The organism is Ruegeria halocynthiae (genome assembly GCF_900106805.1).
In the GTDB taxonomy this organism is placed as follows: Bacteria; Pseudomonadota; Alphaproteobacteria; order Rhodobacterales; family Rhodobacteraceae; genus Ruegeria; species Ruegeria halocynthiae.
This window is the reverse complement of the sequence record NZ_FNNP01000006.1, coordinates 84637-105587: the sequence shown is the minus strand read 5'-3', so window position 1 is coordinate 105587 and position 20951 is coordinate 84637. Positions and strand designations below refer to the sequence as shown.

Genomic DNA, 20951 nt, shown 5'->3' with positions numbered 1-20951 from the left:
TCTTCACCGGTCGTCAGGCCCTGAGCCGCTCATTCGCAGGATCCCAGAGCGGTTGATCCTCCTGTACAACAGCACGGCATTTCTGGCCGTAGATTTCAACCTCTAGCTCGGTTCCCGGCGCAGCCAGATCTGCACGCACCATGCCCAATGCAACCGAGGCACCGATGCGATACCCCCACGCACCCGAGGTGGTTTCACCTACAATCACATCACCGTTCCAGATGCAGGACATGTAAGGCGCATCAACTTCGCCCGCGTCCACGATCAAAGTGACAAAGGACTTTTTCACACCTTGTTGCTTTTCATTCTGAATGGCCGCTTTGCCGACAAAATCCTGCGGCTTATCAAGTTTGACAAAGCGCCCCAGACCACCTTCGAGCAGAGAATAATCCGTGCTCAGATCGCCCTTCCAAGCGCGATAGCCTTTCTCGATCCGCAGTGAGTTCAGCGCATACATGCCAAAGGGTTTCGCCCCGGCGGCCAACACCGCATCATAGATGGCAGGCATCGCATCATTTTCGGCATGGATTTCCCAGCCCAGTTCACCCGCAAAAGATACACGGATCAGGAAGGCATCCTGCCCGGCGACGGTGGCGAACTGATGTGTCAGCCAGCCTTGCTGCAAATCTGCATCCGTGATGCCGGACAGCACATTGCGCGACATTGGCCCGGTCACGATCAGCGTGTCACGCTCGGTTGTAGTTTCACGAATGGTTACGCCCTGAGGCACTGAATTACGGATCAGATCGCCGTCATGCCATTGCGCAGTGGCCGCCGTGATGAGCACGAAGTTGTTTTCGGCCAAGCGGATACAGGACAGCTCGGTCAGAATGCGCCCTCTTTCATCCGAAACATAGATCAGGTTCATGCGTCCGGCTTTGGGAATGCCTCCGGTGCAGAACCCGCGCAGCCAGTCATCCGCGCCGTCACCTTGAATCCAGAACCGTGAGAAACCCGGCAGATTCAGCACGCCGCAGTGATCACGCACGTTTTCGCATTCTTCTTTGACCCTTTGTTCCCATGGACCCGAACGCCCCCAGGTATGGGTGGCTTCCGGTGAGGTATCGTCACCGGGTTGCGCGAACCAATTGGCGCGTTCCCAGCCATTATAGGCCCCCATGACGCCGCCCAGCTCCTTGACCTTGGCGTGCACGGGCGAGACCTTCTTGTCACGTGCGGCGGGCCATTCATGATGGGGGAAGTGCATGGCATATTCGTTGCCATAGACCTCCATCCCCTTCTGGTTGCAGTAATCCTGATCGGTGTAATCGGTGTAACGACGTGGATCGACCGCCCACATATCCCATTCGGTGTGACCATCCACGATCCATTCGGCCAGCACTTTGCCTGCGCCGCCACCTTGGGCGATGCCGAAGGTGAAAGTGTGGGCCTCGAAAGCGTTTATCACACCCGGCATCGGGCCAATCAACGGCAGACCATCCGGCGCGTAAGGGATCGGGCCGTTGATGACGCGACCAACACCCGAAGTTGCCATCAGCGGCACCCGCTCCATCGCGTCGGTGACGATATCCTCGATGCGATCCAGATCGTCGTTCCAAAGCTGGAAGCTGAAATCCTCGGGCATCGGGTCCTCTTCGGTCATCCAGTGCCCCTTGCAGTTGGGCTCATAGGGGCCGAGATTGAAGCCGTTTTTCTCCTGCCGCAGATAGTATGAGATATCGACATCGCGCAGCAGTGGCAGCTTACCGCCGCTTTCTTTCGACCAGGCCTCGATCTCAGGGATTTCATCGGTCAACAGGTACTGGTGGCTCATCACCATCGCCGGCACAGTACGTCCGCCAAAAGGTTTGAACCATTCCCCTACGCGCTGGGCATAGTATCCGGCGGCATTGACCACATAGTCACAAGCGATATCACCCTTTTCGGTATGCACCGTCCAAGTGCCGTCATCATGCTGAGTTACTTTGGTTGCCGGACAAAACCGGATAATCTTCTGGCCCAGATCACGCGCGCCCTTGGCCAGAGCCTGTGTCAGCTGTGAGGGGTCAATATCACCATCGGTCGGATCATATAGAACACCTTCTAGATCATGGGTCTCAAGGAAGGGATAGCGTTCTTTGGCTTCTTCTGGGGTCCACATCTCCATCGGGATGCCTTGATAGCGACCCATGGACATGGCGTGCTCAAACTCCTGCATCCGTTCTTTGCTGTGCGCAAGACGGATCGAGCCTGAAACATGGTAGTTCATTGGATAGTCGACTTCATCGGCCAAACGCGAATACAGCTCGGTCGAATAGCGCTGCATGTTCATGATCGCCCATGAATTCGAGAAGGTCGGAACGTTACCAGCAGCGTGCCATGTCGAGCCTGCGGTCAGTTCGTTCTTTTCCAGCAGAACACAATCCGTCCAGCCCTTCTTGGCCAGATGATAAAGCGACGAGCAGCCGACAACGCCACCGCCGATGATGACCACACGGGCCTTGGTTGGAAAATCACTCATGTGTTTGGTTCCCTGTTAGTGTGCCCGCTGGGGCAGATCGTCTTTGATGTCGTAATAGTCGCCCTTGTCGGCGACAAATATGTGTTGGGCGAGTTTCAACCCGGTCGGCTCATCCAATGAGCCCACGGAAATCGCGATCGTGTCCTCATCATTGTGCTGCCAGAAAAGGAACGAGCCACAGGCGCGGCAAAATCCGCGCTTGGCGATGTCTGAGGCGCGATACCATTCCAGCGTTTCGCTGCTGGTAAAGCTGAGATTGTCCTGATGTGTGACGGTCGAGGCCCACAGGTGACCCGACTGCTTGCGACACTGCCCGCAATGGCAGGCACTTGGTGGCGTGAGGTCTCCGTCTACAATAAATGCGACCGCGCCGCAGAGGCAGGAACCGGTATGCATGTCTTTATCCTCTCGCTGTAGGCGTAGAGCTGACCCCCAGCAAAACGCCATAGATGATGAAACAGGTCGCCATCACGCGGCGTACCCAGATATTGAACACTGCCCCCAGTGCGGCCTTGCCCATCAGCGCACCCAGCATCGTGAACCCCGTGTAGCTGAGCGTCGTGATGACCAGAGCCGTCGGCATGATCACGGCCATCTGCTGCCAGATGGGTACATCCGGCTGCACAAACTGCGAAAACGCCGCAAGGTATCCGGCGACGCTTTTGGGGTTGATCGTGGCGACGGCCAGCGCGTGGAAATAAACGTGCCGCGCCGGGCGCTCTGACGCCGGTGCTGGTTTCGCTGCGTTCATCCAACCGCGAATGCCCATCCAGATCAGAAACCCGGCCCCAATAAGCTTGGCGATAAAGAAAGCTGTTGGCGAAGCGGCAATCAGCGTCGTGATCCCCACGGCCGAGAGGATCAGGAACGCACTTGCCTGTGTCAGAATGGCCAGCACACCCAGCATGGCCTTGGGGAACGGCAAGCTCATCCCGTTTGAGATGCAGTTGACCGCATTCGGTCCCGGGGTGGTCACGAACACCACCCAGAACAGCGCGAATATGGTCCAGGCCTCAAAACTCATCAGTACACCGGCGGGGCGATGACCCAGATGGCCACGGCGGGCTCATCAAAGGGATTGGCCCATCTGTAGGGTTCGTGCTTGATCCGAAAACTGTCGCCTGGGCCGACCTGAAAGCTGCGCGTGCCGATCGTCAGTTCCAGGCGGCCTGAAACCATATAGCCAACTTCCTGTGTTGGTCGGTTTGCCGATGTTTGCATCTGCGAGTGCGGTTCGAATGTCGAATGCACCATCTCAAAATCGTCGGTCAGGTCGGGTGAAAGCAATTCTTCAATCAAGCCTTCCTCGCCAGAGCCCATCGGGCGACGTGATCCGGCCCGCACGACATATCCCTGTTCTTCCGCCGGTGCGGCAGAATGGGCAAACAGCATCGACATCGGTACGCCCAGACACTCAGCAATCTGGCGTAGATCCGAAATCGACGGCTCGGACATGTCCCGCTCAACCTGGCTGAGCCAGCCAACGGACCGATCCAATCGATTGGCGATTTCGGTCAGCGTCAGCCCGCGCGCCTTGCGCAGCGCGCGCAGGTCGGCACCGAGTGATGCGCTGTGAGGGGCCTGAGAGTTCAAACTGTACTCCGAGTCGACGTGAAAATATACGTTACTTTTTCACGGTGCCCTAAATTGATGAAATTTCCAAGCATTTTTTCACTTGGGTGTGCTACTCATGTTGGTTATGCACGGCGCATGTGGATTGCGGTTATTTATCTCTGGGCCATCAACGCTCTGACATTGCTGATCTTTGGTTGGGACAAGCTGCGCGCACGTCGCAGAAAGCGGCGCGTTCCTGAACGGCGTTTATTATGGCTGGCAGCATTAGGCGGCAGTCTGGCCGCGCTGCTGGGGCGCTGGATCTTTGGACATAAGACACGCAAGCGCGGATTTTCGGCGTGGCTTTATACAATCACTGCGTGTCAGGCAGGGATTTGCTATCTGATCATCTCGCGCGATCTCGGGGCACTATTGCAATTAGCGCCAGCCCCCTAACGCGCGAACACATCCACAAGGATGGCGTCAAGAGCAACTGCATCTTCCTTGGCAAAGGCATCCGGCTGATCGCTGTCGATGTCAAACACTGCGACTACGTTTCCATGCGCATCTCGGACAGGCAGAACCAACTCGGATCGGGTCGAAGATGCACAGGCGATATGACCGGGGAACGCATCGACATCTGCAACCAATTGCACCTGACCAGTCCGGGCCGCAGCACCACAGACGCCGCGTTCAAAGGGGATCACGAGGCAGCCATGTCCGCCTTGGTAGGGCCCGATTTTCAGCAATCCGGGGTCCGTCACGCGGTAGAACCCTGTCCAGTTGAACCGATCATCGGAATGATGCACTTCGCACGCGACGGTGGCCATCAGCGCAATCTGGTCGGTTTCACCTTCGGTCAGGGCCGCAATGGTTTTGGCGAGTGTATCGTAGTCGGCTGTCATGTCGCGGGGCTTTGCTTTTAAGGGAAGCGGGGTCACCCCCGCTCAACCCGAAATATGTGCAAATAGGTGAAGCGTCAAACGCGTTCTATTGCGATGGCCGTCCCCTCTCCGCCTCCGATGCAGATCGCTGCGATGCCGCGCTTGAGGTTGCGTTTTTCCAGCGCGTTCAGCAGCGTGACCATGATCCGGGCACCAGAGGCGCCAATCGGGTGACCCAAAGCACATGCCCCGCCATTCACGTTCACGATGTCGCGCGACAAGCCCATTTCGTGCATGAAAGCCATCGGCACAACTGCGAAGGCTTCGTTGACCTCCCACAGATCGACATCCTCTTTTTTCCAACCGATGCGATCCAACAATTTCTGCGCGGCCGGAACCGGAGCAGTGGTGAACAATCCGGGCGCTTGTGCGTGGCTGGCATGACCAAGAATTTGTGCACGCACTTTCAGGTTTTGCTGTTTGGCGGTTTCCGCCGAAGCCAGAACCAATGCAGCGGCACCATCCGAGATCGAAGATGAATTGGCCGCTGTTACTGTCCCGCCCTTGCGAAAGGCTGGCTTCAGCGTGGGTATTTTGTCGGGTCGTGCAGATTTTGGCTGCTCATCTGCATCCAGCACGAGCTCTCCCTTGCGGGTTTGGATCGTGACCGGGGCAATCTCATGATCAAAGGCCTCACTTTCCTGCGCGGACAGAGCATTCGAAAGCGATTGCAGTGCGTATTCATCCTGAGCCTCACGCGTGAACTGGTAGGATTCAGCACAGTCTTCGGCGAATGTGCCCATAAGCCGGCCTTTGTCATATGCATCCTCAAGCCCGTCCAGAAACATGTGATCGACGACCTGCCCGTGACCGATCCGGGCACCACCGCGCATCTTGGGCAGAAGGTAGGGTGCGTTGGTCATACTCTCCATCCCACCGGCAACCATGATCTGGGTATGGCCCAACGCGATCTGATCAAACGAAATCATCGCAGCCTTCATGCCGGAACCGCACATTTTGTTGAGCGTTGTGGCGGGCACGTCCTCTCCCAAACCGGCAGCAAATCCAGCCTGCCGCGCGGGGGCTTGTCCCTGACCGGCAGGGAGGACACAGCCCATCAGAACCTCATCAACGGTATCAGCGCCTGCACCCTTTAGCGCAGCCCTAATAGCAGCACCGCCCAGTTCTGCTGCGGCGACGCCGCCGAACATCCCTTGAAACCCACCCATTGGTGTGCGCGCGGCACCTGCGATCACAACCTCAGTCATCCGAATTCTCCTTGTGCTTTCCCGAACATGGATACCGAATGGTAAGAATTACCGTCTAGCGTATTTCTACCATCAAATTGCTATGTGAAGGGCGGTCAAACATGGGGCTTAGCAGCGACATGACCGGCGAGACGCAGATCATATCTGTTCATTGCGACCGAATTGATGCCGCGATGGCGATTCAATTCAAAGACGACATGCGTGCAGAAACTCAAACCCCTGCAAAACGGGTTGTTCTGGATCTGTCGGCGGTGGAGTTCATTGATTCCAGTGGCCTGGGGGCCATTGTCGCCTCAATGAAACAGCTGGAGGGCGGGCGCCGGTTGGATCTGGCCGGGTTGCGCCCGATCGTTGAGAAAGTGTTCCGTCTCACGCGTATGGACACGGTATTCCGGTTGTTCGCATCGCTGGATGACGCGATGAACGCTGGCGCGGATTAACGACCGGCAGGAGTGGATCGCCGTGTGTTCCAAATGCAAACAAGACTGTCTGGATCTGAGCTTTCCCGCCACCCAAGCCCAGGCCAGTGCTGGCATCGTCACACTAAGCGCCCGACTGGCCGCTTATGGTCTGCCGGTCAGCAAGGCTGACGATGTCAAAATTGCGCTCGCCGAGGCGATCAACAATGTGGTCAAACATGCGTATGCTGGCATTGCCCCCGCTGACATTCAGATTGATTGCTGTCTGTGCAAAGACAAGTTGGTGATCCAAATCACCGACACTGGCAAGCCAATGCCCAACCTGCGGTTGCCTGACGGTCCTCCGGCACCTGTGGATGCACCTCTGCAGGACCTTCCCGAGGGTGGTTTTGGATGGCACTTGATTCGTCAGCTAACCAGCAACATACAGTATGAACGAAGAGATGGGGGGAACCGGCTTTGCCTGCGATTCGACTTTGATGAGGCACCCTAAGAGGCATCAAATGGCCACAATAACGCCCAGATCGAAACATTGTCGCGCCGCAAACAAAGCCCATAAAAAAGGGGTAGCTCAGATAGCTTCCCTCGGCGCTTAGCGTCACAGCCCCCACCCAATGAGCGGCGCCGAGGATCTCCCTCCCCAGATGGCATTGGACAATTTTCGGCATAGGCTTAGTGTCTGCATGTTTGCAGAAGGAATGGACTATGCGCGATTTTCACAAGGCTGGCCGCTCTGAAGTTCTGGCGACCGGGGGAATGTGCGCGACGTCCCATCCGTTGGCGGCCAAGGTTGCGCTGGACATTCTGCAACGGGGCGGCAACGCCATGGACGCGGCGATTGCAGGCGCGGTGCTTCTTGGCATTTGCGAACCCCAGATGACCGGCTTGGGCGGCGATTGTTTTGCTCTATACAACCGCGCCGGAGAACAGACCGTCCGCGCGCTGAATGGTTCAGGGCGCGCAGCAGCGGTTGCCAATGCACAGGTTCTAAGAGATCGCGGCTTAACGACTGTTCCCTTGACCAGCCCCGACGCCGTGACAATCCCCGGCGCAGTAGAAGCGTTTTGCCGACTGGCCAAAACCGAAGGACGGCTGGGTCTCGAGACAATTCTGCAACCCGCCATCCACTATGCAGAGGCGGGCGTTCCGGTAGCACCACGTGTCGCCTTTGACTGGAAAAACAGTGCTACAACTTTGAAGGGTGCAGCCCGAGATCACTACCTTATCGATGGCAAACCTTTGCAAACCGGCCAGATTTTTCGCGCGCCAGGTCAGGCGGAGGCCCTGCGCCGTGTGGCGCAATACGGGCCGGAGGCGTTTTATACCGGTGAGATCGCCGAAGACATGCTTGCAGCCTTGTCGCAGCTGGGAGGGGTGCAAACAGCCCGAGATTTTGAGACCACGCAGAGTAATGAAACGCTACCCGTCGGCGGAGATTACGGCGGCATCGAGCTGGTCGAACACCCGCCAAATGGCCAGGGCGCAACTGCGATCCTTTTACTGAATATCCTGAAGCATTTCGATCTGGCCGCAATGGATCCGAGGGGCGCCGAGCGGGTGCATATCGAAGCGGAAGCCAGCAAACTGGCCTATGATGCACGCAACCGTTTCATCGCCGATCCGGATTACAGCACGCGGATGACGCATTTTCTTGCCCCAGAAACGGCGGCCGGTCTGGCCGCGCTTATCGACCCCTCTCGTGCCATGCCTGCCGCAGGTCCGCTGACCGAAACGGTTCACAAGGACACCGTTTACATCACAGTGGTCGACAGGGACCGCATGGCTGTGTCGCTGATTTACTCAATTTACCACGGCTTTGGTTCGGGCATCGCTTCGGAAAAGTTCGGTATTTTGCTGCAGAACCGTGGCGCAGGCTTCAACCTTGAACCCGGCCACCCGAATGAGCTGGCAGGCGGGAAACGACCGATGCACACAATCATTCCCGGCATGTTGCGCAGCAATGGGCGGATCATGATGCCATTCGGTGTGATGGGAGGTGCCTATCAACCAACCGGCCATGCCCGGCTGGTGTCGAATCTGACGGATTTTGGTCTCGAATTGCAAGAAGCGGTGGATGCTCCGCGTGCGTTTTCGGATGGAGGCATCCTGAAACTCGAGCGCGGCTATTCTGCTGATATACGACAACAATTGACCGAAATGGGTCATACTATCCAACACTCAGAAACGCCCCTCGGTGGAGCGCAGGCTATTCGAATCTGCGAAACAGGTGTTCTGGAAGGTGCTAGCGATCCTCGCAAAGACGGTTGCGCCCTGGGGTACTGATACGCGCTGGCGCAGCAGAGGTACTCAGTTCAACTGGAAATGCAGCGGGTAGGAGCCGTCCTGAAATGGGCCAAACATATTGGGGATATCAGGGTGATCAACGGGCTCACCCGATTGGTCCGCAACTAGATTTTGTTCTGAAACATAAGCAACATAGAAGGACTGATCATTCTCGGCCAGCAGATGATAGAACGGCTGATCTTTCAGCGGGCGGCTGTCTTCGGGGATCGCCTGATACCATTCTTCAGAATTCGAAAATTCCGGATCGACATCAAAAATCACCCCTCGAAAAGGGTGTCTTTTATGTCGAACCACCTGTCCCAGGCGGTACTTGGCTTGTGTCTTTAACATTGTTTCGGCCCCCAAAGAACTTACTACATCTTTTTGGGCAGAAATGCCAATCATTGAGCTGAAATTCTGGGAAACAGTCTGTGAACTTACTACTGACAGTGTTCGAAATTGTGGCCCCGGTATTCCTGTTGGCAGGCATCGGATTTGCCTGGGTCAAGCTCGGATTCGAGTATCGGCTGCAATTTGTCACCCGCCTAGCAGTGACGATAGCTGTACCAAGTCTGATCTTTGTCGCTCTGATGCAAACCAACATTCCGGGAGGCGATCTGACGCGGTTCACCTTCGCTGCAATCGCGTCGCAAGTCGCGCTTGCAGTTGGGTTCTGGGTCTTCGTTCGCGTCACCGGGATGGAGCAGCGGACCTATCTGGCGCCGCTGATATTTGGCAATACCGGCAATCTGGGCCTGCCGTTATGCATCTTTGCCTTTGGGCAGGTCGGGCTGGGCTATGCAGTGATCTTTCTGGCTGTGACCGCCCTGTTTTCCTTTACCTACGGGATCTATCTGGTTGCAGGGAAAGGCGCTTTTGGCAAGGTTTTACGAGAGCCAATGGTCTGGGCGACGCTGCTTGGAGCGTTATTTCTGTGGCGCGGGTGGAAGACGCCTCTGTTTCTGACCAACACACTGGAATTGCTGGGCCAGATGGCGATCCCGATGATGCTGATCACCCTGGGTGTAGCGATTGCACGGCTAACCACGCAGAAATTGCAACAGGCGATATGGCTGTCCTTTCTGAAACTGGTTGTTTGTTTTGGATTGGGCTGGGTTCTCGCCCTCGGGTTCGGGCTGGGCCCAGTGGCATTCGGGGTATTGGTTTTGCAGATGTGCACCCCTGTCGCCGTCACCTCGTACCTGCTGGCAGAACGGTTCGACGCGGATTCTGACGCGGTTGCGGGCATGGTCATGGTCTCGACCGTGCTGTCGGTCGTCACATTGCCGATAATTCTCGCTATTATTCTGTAACGATTGTGATTTCCTCAGAGCTCAATCTGCGTTAGAATAAAGAAAAAAGGCACGAGGCACATGAGCAGAATTCTTTTCGTACTCTTCGGGGTGCTGCTTTTGGCATCCTGTGGTGGTGGGTCCAAGCAACCACCGAGCAGACTGAATGACGCGTGCAGCATTGCGCGTGAAAAACCCGATTATATCAAGGCCTTCAAGAGCACCGAGCGCAAATGGGGCGTTCCCATACATGTCCAGATGGCAACGATCTATCAGGAAAGCCGGTACCGCCACGATGCGCGCACGCCACACAAATATGTGCTGGGTGTTATTCCAATGGGACGCCAAAGCAGCGCCTACGGATACGGCCAGGCTCTTGATGGCACTTGGGAGCAATATCAGCGCGAAACCGGCAAACGCCGGGCCAAGCGGGATCGTATCCGCGATGCTTCGGATTTCATCGGCTGGTACATGAACAAAAGCTACGAGCGCAACGGAATCCATCCCAGCGATACGCGCAACCAGTATCTGGCTTATCACGAAGGGCATACGGGTTACGCGCGCGGCAGCTATAACAGCAAATCGTGGTTACTGAACGTGGCCAGCGATGTGGACGCCCGCGCGCAGCTATATCAGGCACAATTGTCCAACTGCCGTTACTGAAACGATCGGGTCAGCGATTGTCTGACCCGAGACGGGTTTTGCTGGAGAACACACTGGAATCGAGGCGCCCGGCCTCGGTCAGTGGCCCCAGTAGCACGGTCGTCTGACTGCCCGCATTGTCGTGGATCACCCATTTACGCAGCTCAACCGGATTGGATGTGAACATCAGCTCAATCCGGCCGCTTTCCGGGTTTTTGGGGTCCTGGGCTGTGACAATCGTAGCTGTGCCGTCAAAATTGTGACCCACGACCATATTGGCTTGTCCAAGATTGACATTCCGCGCCAATACCAGAGATAGCGGAGTACGTTTCAACGGGTACTGCTCGGGCGGCTGATTGGACTTTGGGTCAAAGATCTGTACCGTCCCGGACCGCGCCAGAACAACGGCGCTGTTTGGCGGATCATATTCGAACCGCATTTTTCCGGGCCGCTGTAGCCACAGCTTACCGGTACTCAGCGAGCCGTCATCATTGACCTGCGTGAATGTGGTCTGAACCGTCTTCAACTGGTTCAGATAGTTGGAAATCTGCGACAGTGGCAACTTATCCGCGGCCCAAGCGGCGGGTGCGGCCAGTGTCAGAGCAAGGGCAAAAGCAATCTGTTTCATAAGACCCAGATAAGCGCTCTGCCCTTGTTATTAAATATCCTATTGCTCGGGGACGAGGATTTCACGTTTACCCACGTGATTTGCCCCGGAAACAACGCCTTCGTCCTCCATCTGCTCAACAAGCCGCGCAGCTTTGTTGTAGCCAATGGCAAGTTTTCGCTGGATGTAGGAGGTCGAGCATTTGCGATCCTTGATCACGATCGCCACAGCCTGATCATAAAGCGCGTCCTCTCCATTGGTGTTGCCACCTGTGTTCAATCCCAGAACAGCGTCGATATTGTCGGCCTTATCATCGGACGGGCCGTCCAGAACGGTACCTACATATTCCGGCGGACCGAATTGTTTCAGGTGGTTGACGATTTCCTCGACCTCTTCATCTGAGACAAATGGGCCATGGCAACGGGTGATCTTGGCGCCACCAGCCATATAGAGCATGTCGCCCTGCCCCAGCAGTTGTTCTGCGCCCATTTCACCAAGGATTGTCCGGCTATCGACTTTCGAGGTCACCTGGAACGAAATCCGAGTCGGGAAGTTCGCCTTGATCGTCCCGGTAATCACGTCGACCGAAGGGCGCTGTGTGGCCATGATCAGGTGAATGCCCGAAGCCCGTGCCATTTGTGCCAGACGCTGAATGCAGGCTTCGATCTCCTTGCCCGCGACCATCATCAGGTCGGCCATTTCATCGACGATGACAACGATATAGGGCATCGCCTCGGGTGCGAATTCCTCGGTCTCGAACATCGGTTCACCGGTTTCGTCATCGAATCCGGTCTGGACTGTGCGGCTGAACAACTCGCCTTTGGCCAGCGCGTCCTTCACACGGCCATTGTAGCCCGCAATGTTTCGCACGCCCATCTTGGACATTTTGCGATAACGATCTTCCATCTCACCGACGACCCATTTCAGGGCAACGACCGCCTTTTTCGGGTCGGTCACAACGGGTGACAGCAGATGCGGGATGCCGTCATAAACTGACAGTTCCAACATTTTCGGATCGATCATGATCAGGCGGCATTCATCCGGCGTCAGCTTGTAAAGCAGCGACAGGATCATCGTGTTGATCGCCACCGACTTACCGGAACCAGTCGTACCAGCGATCAACAGGTGAGGCATCTTGGCAAGGTTTGCCACAACGGACTCACCGCCGATATCCTTGCCTAGCGCAAGCGGCAACGCGTGGTTGCCATCACCGAAATCACGGCTGGCCAAGATTTCACGCAGCACCACCATCTCGCGGTTTTCGTTCGGCAGTTCGATACCAATCACCGAACGACCCGGCAGGGTCGACACCCGCGCCGACAACGCTGCCATCGAGCGCGCGATATCGTCTGCCAGACCGATCACACGGCTGGCTTTCAATCCCGGTGCAGGCTCCAGTTCGTACATGGTGACAACCGGACCGGGGCGAACACTTACGATCTCGCCCTTGACGCCATAGTCATCCAGGACGTTCTCCAGCATCCGCGCGTTTTCCTCCAGCGCCTCATCACTCAGGTGATGGCGCTGAATGCTGGCCGGGTTGGACAACAATCCCAGCGGTGGCAGCTCGAAATCGGAATGCCGCTCTTCGAATGAAAGTGTCGGTTGCGCTTCAGCTTGTGCCCTGCGCGACGGCTGAGGGGCACGGCGCACTGGCTGAGCTACAACCGGTTTGCGCGGTTCAGCCACCGGAATCTTTACCGCCTGTCGCGGTTGAGGCGCAGGTTCCGGGGTAACCTCGAACACTGCCTCGTCTTCATAGTCCGGTTCAGCAACATAGTCAGACTGATCCAGATAAGAAGCCTCAGAACCAGCCGTCATCGGCGGTTCGGGTGGCAAACCCGCAGAGGTCACCGGAGGTTCTGGCGGCAATTCACCAGCCGCGCCGGATTCAAGTATAAGCGGATCTGGGCCCCTACCCCGCCCTTTCGTCAATGGCAGGTCGGGATCAGGTTCGGGCGTCAATTCTCCTGCCGCGACTTTACGATTGCGCACGGCAGCGGAAATCTTGGACCGGATACGGTCCTCGCCCGGCATGTCGTAGTACCCTTCGACAGCCACAGTCTCAACCAGCTCAGGCTCGGGCATTGGCTCGGGACGGCGGATCAGCGATGGCATCCGCGCCAGAAGACCAGTCTTTGCCGGGGGTTCCTGAACTTCAGGCTCAAGGTCTTCGAATAATGGGTCAGCATACGCCAGATCATCGTCAAAATCCGCCTGCACCGGCACCGCGCGTTCTGCTTTACGATCGACCCATTGCGCCTTTCGATCGCGCGCCGCCTGCGCAGTCGCAGACGCGCCACGGCCCAACGCATTCATCAGCAGATCGTAAGCCATAACCAGCCCCAGCAAGAAGGCACGAAAGCCATGACGCACATCCGCTTTGGTAAAACCCAGCACAAATACGCCCAACGCCAGCAACCCAGCTGCCATCGCAAGCGACATCAACTTGACCAGGAAATGCGAAGATATCGGCAACAACGTCAAAAGCGCGCCCATTACCGTATCGCCAAACAGACCACCCAAACCATAGCTATGCGTTGCCCGCCATTCGGCGCCCGGCACCAGCGTAGCAGCATAAACTGCCAACACGGCGATCCAGATCGGTGCAAAAATCAAACGGGCGATGGCACGATCTTCCCCCAAATGACCAGCAAACCGAACGCCCCAAGTGGCCAACACCAGCGCAACACCCAGGCTGCCCCACCCAACAATCATGAACAACGGCGCAGCGATTGAGGCCCCTACGCGCCCCATCCAATTCTGCACCGGCGCATCGGTCGACACCATCCAGTTCGGATCATCGGGCGTATAGGACCAAACCATCGCGGCGGCTGCGAGCCCCAACAGGATCAGAGCGATCCCGATCAGCTCTTTGCTGCGCCGTTCGATGGCGGCTTGCGTGGTGCTGTCCAGCAGCGGGTCACGATTGCGCGCGTTATATGATGCCATTTTACCCTCGTACCTCACGAATAGATGCAGTCGCGGAGCGTAATCAGCCCGCGCTTCATCTCTGTTTTTGGAGCCACCATCGCGACCCGGATAAATTGCTCGCCCGGGTTTTGCCCCGGATCACCTTGAGAAAGATATGCACCCGGCAGAACCCGAACACCGGTTTCCTGCCAAAGATTCAATGCAGCTTCTTCGCCGTTTTCGACTGGCAGCCACAGGAAGAATCCGGCCTCAGGAGGCATGTAGCCTTGCACGCCAGCAAAGACCTCATCCGCGACGGCATATTTTTCCTGATACAGCGCGCGGTTCTCCTGCACATGCGCCTCATCCGCCCAAACTCTGGCGGCAGCGGCCTGCAATGGGGAAGGCAGAGGCGCCCCGGCATAGCTGCGCAACAGCTTGACCCGTTTGATAGTCTCAGGCCCGCCTGCGATCAGCCCTGACCGCAACCCGGCCAGATTTGATCGCTTGGAAAGGGAGTTGAACAACGTAACCCGCTCGGGATCGGCACCCAGTTCCTGCGCAACGCTCAGCGCACCAACCGGGGCCACGTCGCGGTAAATTTCGGAATAGCATTCATCTGCAAAGATGCGGAATTCGTATTTCTCGGCCAATTGGATCAATTCGGCCCAGTATTCACGCGAAGCGACCGCCCCCTGAGGGTTCGCAGGTGAACAGATGTAGGCAACCGCAGTGCGATTCAGCACCTCTTCGGGCAGGCCCGCATAATCCGGCAAATGGTCCGTCCCAGCGGTTGCAGGCACAAAGTATGGCTCTGCGCCGACCGAAATCGAAGCAACCATATAGACCTGATAAAACGGATTCGGGCACAGGATGATCGGCCGCTGCCCGTTCTTCTGCTCGGGGCACAACGCCATGGCGGCGTTGTACAGCCCCTCTCGGGTGCCATTCAGCGCCATCACATTCGCATCTGCATCCATCGACACGCCATAGCGGCGATTAACCCAGTCGGCGATCGCCTCACGCAATTCGGGCGAACCTTCGTTCGGGGGATAGCCCTGAAACCCGGCGGCGTTTTCCATGATCACATCGGTCACCCAAGGCGGGAAATCGTGCTTAGGCTCGCCAATCGTCATATGAATAACGTCGCCGCCCGGTTGATGATGATCCAACAGGGCGCGCAGACGCGGGAATGCATATTCCGGAAGGTTCGAAAACCGCTCGGGGAAACTCATAATACTGCCTCAATATCGGGGTCATTTTACGCCCCGTTTTCTGGCAGATTACAGATCGACCCGAGCTTCGTCCAGACAAAGAGGTTCCGAATCAGGGGATTGTGGCATTCAGGTCAATGCGGTTTCGACCGCGGATCCCAGTCGTAGCAGTGCCTCTTCCGACCCCGGATAGCCCAACATCATCAACCCGCAACCGGGTGTCCCAGTGGGCAATGTCAGCGCCGCCAGCCCCATCAGATTGCCGATCCGCGTGTTGCGTAAGGCCAATAGATTTTCAGTGACATAATATTCATGATCATTCATTAGCCGGTCGAGATTAGGGGGGAGAATGGGCGCTGTAGGTGCAAGCACTGCGTCAAACCCGGCTGTCGCCGCGTCCCAGGCCTGTCGGCATGCGATCAGTTTCGACCATGCGGCCACGTAATCCGGGCCGGTGTATGCCTTGCCCGTGCGGAACCGTTCGAGGATTTCGGGATACATCGCTTCGGGATTCGCTTCGATCACATCGCGCCACAGGCCATAGGCTTCGGTTGTATAAAGTACGCCCGACAGACTCATCGCGTCGTTCAGTTCCGGCACCTCAAGGGGGACAATCTCGGCCCCCGCTTCTTTCAGGCATACCAGTACGTCGTCATAGGCCTTGGCCGGTTCCTCGCGCAGATCGTCTTTGGCCACATTCTGCAAATCAGCAAATCGGCGGCCCTTCAAAGAGGCTCCGCGCAGATCAGCCGGGGCTGTGCCCTCAAGCGCAGCCAGCATATGTGCAGCGTCCTCAACAGACCGCGCTAAGGGCCCGACCGTATCAAATTTCAGGCAAAGTGGAACAACACCCTCAAGGCTAACGCGCCCTGCCGTGGTTTTGAGCCCGACCAGATCATTCCACGCTGAAGGAATCCGCACAGACCCTCCTGTGTCCGATCCGATACCGCCTGCTGCCAGCCCCCAGGCCACAGAGGCCCCTGCCCCAGAGGATGATCCTCCGGGCACGGCATCTTCGTCATTCACGCAAGGCGGCGTAGCCGTCACCGGATTAAGACCGAGGCCCGAAAACGCCAGTTCGCTCATATGGGTTTTGCCCAGACAGACCGTGCCCATCGCAGTTGCGTTCCGCAACACCTGAGCATCGGCCTCGGGCACACGGCCCTTCAGCAAGGCCGAACCGGCCTCGGTTCCAGTGCCTGCAGTATCGAATAGGTCTTTCCAACTGATCGGAACGCCATCCAATAAGGAGCGACGCAGGCCAAGTTTGGCCCGGTCTTGCGCTGCGAGCGCCTCGGCACGAGCGCGATCATGGGTGACGCGGGCATAGATCCGATCCCGGTGCGGGTGGGCGTCAATCGCGCTCAGGTAGGTTTCGGTTAATTCAACCGGATCAATTTGTCCCATTCCGATGCCACGGCCCAAATCACATGCCGTCATGGTCAGCCAGTCTTGCATCCGGTGCCCTCCCGAGTATGTCCGTGACCGGACGGTAGCGACAGGACCGCACATGGACAATCCCGAAAGGGCGCGCATATTGCAGCACATGGAACACAGATCCGACATCCTGATTGTTGGCGGCGGCCTGAATGGTCCTGCCCTTGCGCTGGCGCTGGCTCAGACCGGGCATTCGGTCACCGTTATTGATGCGCTCGCCGAAAAGGTGCGTAAGAATGCAGCCTTTGACGGGCGCGCCTATGCTCTAGCGCTGGCCTCGCAACGTCTGCTGGATGCTGTTGGCGTATGGAAACGTGTCGAAGAGCACGCCCAGCCAATGCTAGAGATCAAGGTCACGGATGGCCACGCGGGTGCGGGCCCCTCCCCGTTCTTCATGCATTTCGATCACGCCGAGATTGAGGAAGGCCCGATGGGCTATATGGTCGAAGACCGCCACCTGCGGCGGGCTTTTCTGGAAGCCATGGCCGATGAGACTGGCATCACCGAAATCAGCGGCAAAACAGTGGTGTCTCAAGGCATTTCAGCATTCGGAACGACGCTGGCGCTGGACGACGGATCTACCCTGACCGGCGGCCTTCTGGTCGGCTGCGACGGCCGCCGCAGCGGCACCGCCGAGCGCGCCGGGATCAGGCGAACCGGCTGGGATTATGGCCAGACCGCGCTGGTCTGCGCCATTGAACATGAGCTGCCGCATCACGGTATCGCCCATCAGTTCTTTATGCCGCCCGGCCCGCTGGCGATACTGCCGCTGACCAGCAACCGCAGCTCCATCGTGTGGAGTGAACGCACTGAGACGGCAAAGCAGATCAACGCTCTGCCCGAGGCAGACTACCTACAGGTTCTGCGCCCACGTTTTGGCGATTTTCTTGGCGATATCCGTCTGCAGGGTGACCGATTCACCTACCCGCTGAACCTGACCATCGCCAATTCCTTCATCGCGGATCGGCTCGCCTTAGTCGGAGACGCAGCACACGGTATGCACCCGATTGCGGGGCAAGGCCTGAACGCAGGCCTGCGTGATGTGGGTGCTTTGGCCGAGGTTCTGACACTCGCAGGGCGACGCGGCGAGGATATCGGATCATCGCTCGTGCTGGAACGCTATCAGAAATGGCGCCGCTTTGACACAGCCTCGCTTGCGATGGCGACGGATGTGTTCAACAGGCTGTTTTCAAATGACAACCCACTGCTTCGAATGAGCCGGGATATTGGCATGGGCATCGTCGGATCGCTGCCCGGTCTACGCCGCGGTTTCGTACGTGAAGCGGCCGGTTTGACCGGGGATCTGCCCAAACTGCTGCAGGGCCGCCCGATTTAATCCAACGCGCGCGCCTCATCCACCAACATCACCGGGATTCCGTTGCGGATGGGAAACGCCAGAGCGGCGGCCTGGGACACCAGTTCCTGCCGGTCAGCGTCATATTGCAGGGTCGTATGGGTCTGCGGACAGATCAGCGCCTCAAGCATGTGGCGTTCAAAGGCGTGTTCGGGATCGCTCATTGCAGTTTTTCCTCGTTCGATCCGCCGCGCATGGCGAATTCAATCAGTGTAACCAGCGTTTCTCGCCGGGTGCGCAGGCAAGGGGCTTCAAGCAACGCTTGTTTATCTTCCGGCTCAAAATCCAGCATCATCGACAGGGAATTGACCAGAAGCTCATCGTCGGCGTCTTTCATCGTATCCCAGTCTGTCGACAACTGGCGGGACGAGAAGAACCGTTCCAACAACTGCAGGAACCTGTTTCGATTAAAGCCATCGTCGATCTCGGCCTTGCCCAAATCGCGATCAAACCCGTCCCACGACACAGTAATCCGCCGATAAGGGGTAAAGCTGTCCAATTCCGATCTGACCCGGAACCGTGAGATTCCCGTCAGCGTAACAAGATAACGGCCATCTTCGGTTTCCGAGAACTGTGTCACCCGCCCCGCACAACCAATCTGATGCAGCTTAGTTTCATCGCCCTGACAGGTGTTCGGCTGAACCATACCGATCAATCGCTCCTGCGTTTTCAGTGCATCATCCAGCATCTGTAGATAGCGCGGCTCGAATATATGAAGTGGCAGGCGGGAGCGCGGCAACAGCAACGCCCCGGGCAGAGGGAATACGGATACCGTTTCCGGTAAATCGGCAGGATGCATCATGTACCCGAGTTTAGTTCTGATCGGGAATTAGGCAAATATCATCGAGCTGAGCTTGCGGCGCCCGTTCAGAACGATTGGATCATTGGGTTTGAGCGCGTCAAAGATCGTAAAAAGCTGTGTCTTGGCCGCACCGTCATCCCATTCGCGGTCACGTCGAAACAGCTCCAGCAACTGCGCCACAGCTTCTTCAACATCACCATTCGCATGTAGCGCCTGCGCCAGATCAAACCGCGCCTGATGGTTGTCTGGTTCAGCCTCGACCGTTGCGGTCAGCTCACCCACCGGACCAGCATCCGCCGCCTGTTTGGCCAGTTCGAGTTGCGCGTGGGCTGCCTCGATTTCGGCTGAGGTCGAGATGTCTGCCGGGGCACCATTCAGGATCGCCTCGGCCTGATCCAGATCACCCAGCGCGATATGCGCGCGCACCAGCCCGCCATATGCCCCCGCGTGATTGGAGTCTTCGCCCAGAATCGCGGCAAAGGTCTGCGCCGCATCCACTGCGGCACCTTCGGCCAGCATATCTTCTGCGGCCTGCACCGCGTCATCCAGTTGCCCGCCCGGGCTTTCACCCCCAGTCGCTTCGATCACGCGATCAATGAAAGCCTTGATCTCGGAACCCGGCAGCGCACCTTGGAAACCATCAACCGGCTGGCCCTTGTGAAAGGCATAAACAGTCGGGATCGACTGGACCTGCAATTGCCCTGCGATCATCTGGGCCTCGTCGACGTTGATCTTGACCATCTTGACCGCACCGTTCGCGGCGGTCACGGCCTCTTCCAATGCGGGGCCCAATGTCTTGCACGGACCGCACCAGGGTGCCCAGAAATCGACAATGATCGGCGCCTCCTGCGAGGCTTCGATCACGTCGGCCATAAAGGTGGCCTCGGTCCCGTCTTTGATCAGATCAGTCGCTTCGGGGCTGTCTGCGCCGTTCAGAAGGTCCATGGTTTTTACTCTCTGGTTCGAATTTGCGCCCTATATGCCGCTGCGTGTCGCAGAAACCAAGGGGTGAGTTCGGCGAATCTGTATCAATCAAACATCGAATGTGGCAAAGACCGGAGCGTGATCACTTGGTTTTTCCCATCCACGCGCGTCACGCAGAACGCGGCTGGAATGGCCCGCATTCGAGATATCGGGCGTGGCCCAGACATGATCCAGCCGGCGCCCTTTGTCGGCCGCATCCCAGTCACGCGCCCGGTAAGACCACCAACTATAAAGCTGTCCTTCGGGAATGTCCTGCCGGGTAATATCCACCCAACCCCCCGCATCTTGCGTTTCCGCAAGATGCTCAACCTCGATCGGTGTATGCGAAACAACCTTGAGCAGTTGCTTGTGCGACCAGACATCATCTTCGCGCGGCGCGATGTTCAGATCGCCCACTAAAATAGACTTTCCCGGCTTATCCGCGTGAAACCAGTCACGCATTTCGGTGAGGTAATCAAGTTTCTGTCCAAATTTCTCATTCACCTCACGATCAGGCACATCGCCCCCCGCCGGAACATAAAAGTTGTGAATGGTCACACCATTCTCCAACCGCCCCGCGATGTGGCGCGCGTGGCCTAGACCCGCAAAATCTTTGTCACCCACGTCCTCTAGCGGAAGGCGCGACAGGATTGCGACCCCGTTATAGCCCTTCTGCCCCCGCGCGATCATATGTTTGTAGCCCAGTTCGGCGAACCCTTCGGTCGGGATCTTGTCGACCGGAGATTTGCATTCCTGCAAACACAACACATCCGGTGCTTCTTCTTGCAGCAATTTCAGCACGATAGGCTCGCGCAGACGGACCGAGTTGATGTTCCAGGTAGCAAGGGTAAAGGGCAT

The 20951-nt window shown here is 57.3% G+C and carries 22 protein-coding genes; 7 read left to right on the top strand and 15 right to left on the bottom strand.

Translation table 11 applies throughout. From position 1 onward, the window contains the following. Positions 1-13 precede the first annotated feature (13 nt). Genes BLU89_RS15235 through BLU89_RS15220 form a run of 4 tightly spaced genes read right to left on the bottom strand, consistent with a single transcriptional unit; the run spans position 14 to position 4054 of the window. A complete protein-coding gene (locus BLU89_RS15235; protein WP_074737705.1) occupies positions 14-2461 on the bottom strand; it encodes a GcvT family protein in 2448 nt (815 codons plus the stop codon). A gap of 15 nt (positions 2462-2476) precedes the next feature. Beyond that, entirely contained in the window at positions 2477-2857 is a 381-nt protein-coding gene (locus tag BLU89_RS15230; RefSeq protein ID WP_074737704.1) for a GFA family protein, read from the bottom strand. 4 nt (positions 2858-2861) lie between these two features. Further along, entirely contained in the window at positions 2862-3485 is a 624-nt protein-coding gene (locus BLU89_RS15225; RefSeq protein WP_074737703.1) for a LysE family translocator, read from the bottom strand. After that, positions 3485-4054: a helix-turn-helix domain-containing protein gene (locus BLU89_RS15220; RefSeq protein WP_074737702.1), complete on the bottom strand. Its 570-nt coding sequence runs from the start codon at positions 4052-4054 to the stop codon at positions 3485-3487. Before BLU89_RS15220 ends, BLU89_RS15225 begins: the two co-directional genes overlap by 1 nt. 57 nt (positions 4055-4111) lie before the next feature. Here BLU89_RS15220 and BLU89_RS15215 point away from each other — a divergent pair, with 57 nt between their 5' ends. Then, a complete protein-coding gene (locus tag BLU89_RS15215; RefSeq protein ID WP_245709766.1) occupies positions 4112-4471 on the top strand; it encodes a DUF1294 domain-containing protein in 360 nt (119 codons plus the stop codon). On the opposite strand, the gene BLU89_RS15210 is transcribed toward BLU89_RS15215, so the two are convergent. Both BLU89_RS15210 and BLU89_RS15205 read right to left on the bottom strand, forming a co-directional pair. Further along, on the bottom strand, positions 4468-4920 hold the full coding sequence (locus BLU89_RS15210; protein WP_074737701.1) for a GAF domain-containing protein: 453 nt from the start codon (positions 4918-4920) through the stop codon (positions 4468-4470). The genes BLU89_RS15215 and BLU89_RS15210 overlap by 4 nt on opposite strands. A gap of 74 nt (positions 4921-4994) precedes the next feature. After that, a complete protein-coding gene (locus tag BLU89_RS15205) occupies positions 4995-6167 on the bottom strand; it encodes an acetyl-CoA C-acyltransferase (protein WP_074737700.1) in 1173 nt (390 codons plus the stop codon). A 101-nt stretch (positions 6168-6268) separates the two neighbouring features. Between BLU89_RS15205 and BLU89_RS15200 the strand changes: the two genes are divergently transcribed. The 3 genes from BLU89_RS15200 to BLU89_RS15190 all read left to right on the top strand — a co-directional run bounded on the left by BLU89_RS15200 (position 6269) and on the right by BLU89_RS15190 (position 8869). Next, positions 6269-6607 carry an STAS domain-containing protein gene (locus BLU89_RS15200; RefSeq protein ID WP_074737699.1) on the top strand — a complete coding sequence of 113 codons (339 nt, stop codon included), beginning with the start codon at positions 6269-6271 and terminating at the stop codon, positions 6605-6607. Between the two features lie 22 nt (positions 6608-6629). Then, complete coding sequence (locus tag BLU89_RS15195; RefSeq protein ID WP_083347771.1) at positions 6630-7079, top strand: ATP-binding protein; 450 nt, start codon at positions 6630-6632, stop codon at positions 7077-7079. 212 nt (positions 7080-7291) lie between these two features. Further along, the gene (locus tag BLU89_RS15190; protein WP_074737698.1) at positions 7292-8869 is read left to right on the top strand and encodes a gamma-glutamyltransferase family protein; all 1578 of its coding nucleotides are present in this window, start codon (positions 7292-7294) and stop codon (positions 8867-8869) included. A gap of 24 nt (positions 8870-8893) precedes the next feature. Here BLU89_RS15190 and hspQ read toward each other — a convergent pair whose 3' ends face one another. After that, on the bottom strand, positions 8894-9220 hold the full coding sequence (hspQ, locus tag BLU89_RS15185) for a heat shock protein HspQ (RefSeq protein ID WP_074737781.1): 327 nt from the start codon (positions 9218-9220) through the stop codon (positions 8894-8896). 80 nt (positions 9221-9300) lie between these two features. Between hspQ and BLU89_RS15180 the strand changes: the two genes are divergently transcribed. Continuing rightward, positions 9301-10182 (top strand): AEC family transporter, encoded by an 882-nt coding sequence (locus tag BLU89_RS15180; RefSeq protein WP_074737697.1) that lies wholly within the window; start codon positions 9301-9303, stop codon positions 10180-10182. A gap of 60 nt (positions 10183-10242) precedes the next feature. Beyond that, positions 10243-10824: a transglycosylase SLT domain-containing protein gene (locus BLU89_RS15175; protein ID WP_074737696.1), complete on the top strand. Its 582-nt coding sequence runs from the start codon at positions 10243-10245 to the stop codon at positions 10822-10824. A 10-nt stretch (positions 10825-10834) separates the two neighbouring features. Here BLU89_RS15175 and BLU89_RS15170 read toward each other — a convergent pair whose 3' ends face one another. The 4 genes from BLU89_RS15170 to BLU89_RS15155 all read right to left on the bottom strand — a co-directional run bounded on the left by BLU89_RS15170 (position 10835) and on the right by BLU89_RS15155 (position 16995). Further along, entirely contained in the window at positions 10835-11431 is a 597-nt protein-coding gene (locus BLU89_RS15170) for a LolA family protein (protein ID WP_074737695.1), read from the bottom strand. Between the two features lie 39 nt (positions 11432-11470). Beyond that, entirely contained in the window at positions 11471-14362 is a 2892-nt protein-coding gene (locus tag BLU89_RS15165; protein WP_074737694.1) for a DNA translocase FtsK, read from the bottom strand. A 14-nt stretch (positions 14363-14376) separates the two neighbouring features. Further along, complete coding sequence (locus BLU89_RS15160; RefSeq protein WP_074737693.1) at positions 14377-15558, bottom strand: aminotransferase class I/II-fold pyridoxal phosphate-dependent enzyme; 1182 nt, start codon at positions 15556-15558, stop codon at positions 14377-14379. A 108-nt stretch (positions 15559-15666) separates the two neighbouring features. Continuing rightward, positions 15667-16995 (bottom strand): amidase, encoded by a 1329-nt coding sequence (locus BLU89_RS15155; RefSeq protein WP_074737692.1) that lies wholly within the window; start codon positions 16993-16995, stop codon positions 15667-15669. A gap of 52 nt (positions 16996-17047) precedes the next feature. Here BLU89_RS15155 and BLU89_RS15150 point away from each other — a divergent pair, with 52 nt between their 5' ends. After that, entirely contained in the window at positions 17048-18310 is a 1263-nt protein-coding gene (locus BLU89_RS15150) for an FAD-dependent monooxygenase (RefSeq protein WP_245709765.1), read from the top strand. Here the strand turns inward: BLU89_RS15150 and BLU89_RS15145 are convergent. From BLU89_RS15145 to BLU89_RS15130, 4 genes are all read right to left on the bottom strand, one after another. Then, positions 18307-18492: a Trm112 family protein gene (locus tag BLU89_RS15145; RefSeq protein WP_074737690.1), complete on the bottom strand. Its 186-nt coding sequence runs from the start codon at positions 18490-18492 to the stop codon at positions 18307-18309. The genes BLU89_RS15150 and BLU89_RS15145 overlap by 4 nt on opposite strands. Next, the gene (locus BLU89_RS15140; protein ID WP_074737689.1) at positions 18489-19130 is read right to left on the bottom strand and encodes an LON peptidase substrate-binding domain-containing protein; all 642 of its coding nucleotides are present in this window, start codon (positions 19128-19130) and stop codon (positions 18489-18491) included. The genes BLU89_RS15145 and BLU89_RS15140 overlap by 4 nt, the downstream gene beginning before the upstream one ends. 27 nt (positions 19131-19157) lie before the next feature. Then, a complete protein-coding gene (trxA, locus tag BLU89_RS15135) occupies positions 19158-20075 on the bottom strand; it encodes a thioredoxin (protein ID WP_074737688.1) in 918 nt (305 codons plus the stop codon). 87 nt (positions 20076-20162) lie between these two features. After that, entirely contained in the window at positions 20163-20951 is a 789-nt protein-coding gene (locus BLU89_RS15130; protein WP_074737687.1) for an exodeoxyribonuclease III, read from the bottom strand.

Bases quoted from the DNA above. Each gene is read 5' to 3' on its own strand.
- BLU89_RS15155 (WP_074737692.1), bottom strand. From the start codon at position 16,995: ATGCAAGACTGGCTGACCATGACGGCATGTGATTTGGGCCGTGGCATC.
- BLU89_RS15215 (WP_245709766.1), top strand. From the start codon at position 4,112: ATGAAATTTCCAAGCATTTTTTCACTTGGGTGTGCTACTCATGTTGGT.
- BLU89_RS15175 (WP_074737696.1), top strand. From the start codon at position 10,243: ATGAGCAGAATTCTTTTCGTACTCTTCGGGGTGCTGCTTTTGGCATCC.
- BLU89_RS15230 (WP_074737704.1), bottom strand. From the start codon at position 2,857: ATGCATACCGGTTCCTGCCTCTGCGGCGCGGTCGCATTTATTGTAGAC.
- BLU89_RS15165 (WP_074737694.1), bottom strand. From the start codon at position 14,362: ATGGCATCATATAACGCGCGCAATCGTGACCCGCTGCTGGACAGCACC.
- BLU89_RS15225 (WP_074737703.1), bottom strand. From the start codon at position 3,485: ATGAGTTTTGAGGCCTGGACCATATTCGCGCTGTTCTGGGTGGTGTTC.
- BLU89_RS15140 (WP_074737689.1), bottom strand. From the start codon at position 19,130: ATGATGCATCCTGCCGATTTACCGGAAACGGTATCCGTATTCCCTCTG.
- BLU89_RS15130 (WP_074737687.1), bottom strand. From the start codon at position 20,951: ATGCCCTTTACCCTTGCTACCTGGAACATCAACTCGGTCCGTCTGCGC.
- BLU89_RS15170 (WP_074737695.1), bottom strand. From the start codon at position 11,431: ATGAAACAGATTGCTTTTGCCCTTGCTCTGACACTGGCCGCACCCGCC.
- BLU89_RS15235 (WP_074737705.1), bottom strand. From the start codon at position 2,461: ATGAGTGATTTTCCAACCAAGGCCCGTGTGGTCATCATCGGCGGTGGC.
- BLU89_RS15160 (WP_074737693.1), bottom strand. From the start codon at position 15,558: ATGAGTTTCCCCGAGCGGTTTTCGAACCTTCCGGAATATGCATTCCCG.
- BLU89_RS15200 (WP_074737699.1), top strand. From the start codon at position 6,269: ATGGGGCTTAGCAGCGACATGACCGGCGAGACGCAGATCATATCTGTT.
- BLU89_RS15205 (WP_074737700.1), bottom strand. From the start codon at position 6,167: ATGACTGAGGTTGTGATCGCAGGTGCCGCGCGCACACCAATGGGTGGG.
- BLU89_RS15145 (WP_074737690.1), bottom strand. From the start codon at position 18,492: ATGAGCGATCCCGAACACGCCTTTGAACGCCACATGCTTGAGGCGCTG.
- BLU89_RS15190 (WP_074737698.1), top strand. From the start codon at position 7,292: ATGCGCGATTTTCACAAGGCTGGCCGCTCTGAAGTTCTGGCGACCGGG.
- hspQ (WP_074737781.1), bottom strand. From the start codon at position 9,220: ATGTTAAAGACACAAGCCAAGTACCGCCTGGGACAGGTGGTTCGACAT.
- trxA (WP_074737688.1), bottom strand. From the start codon at position 20,075: ATGGACCTTCTGAACGGCGCAGACAGCCCCGAAGCGACTGATCTGATC.
- BLU89_RS15150 (WP_245709765.1), top strand. From the start codon at position 17,048: ATGGACAATCCCGAAAGGGCGCGCATATTGCAGCACATGGAACACAGA.
- BLU89_RS15210 (WP_074737701.1), bottom strand. From the start codon at position 4,920: ATGACAGCCGACTACGATACACTCGCCAAAACCATTGCGGCCCTGACC.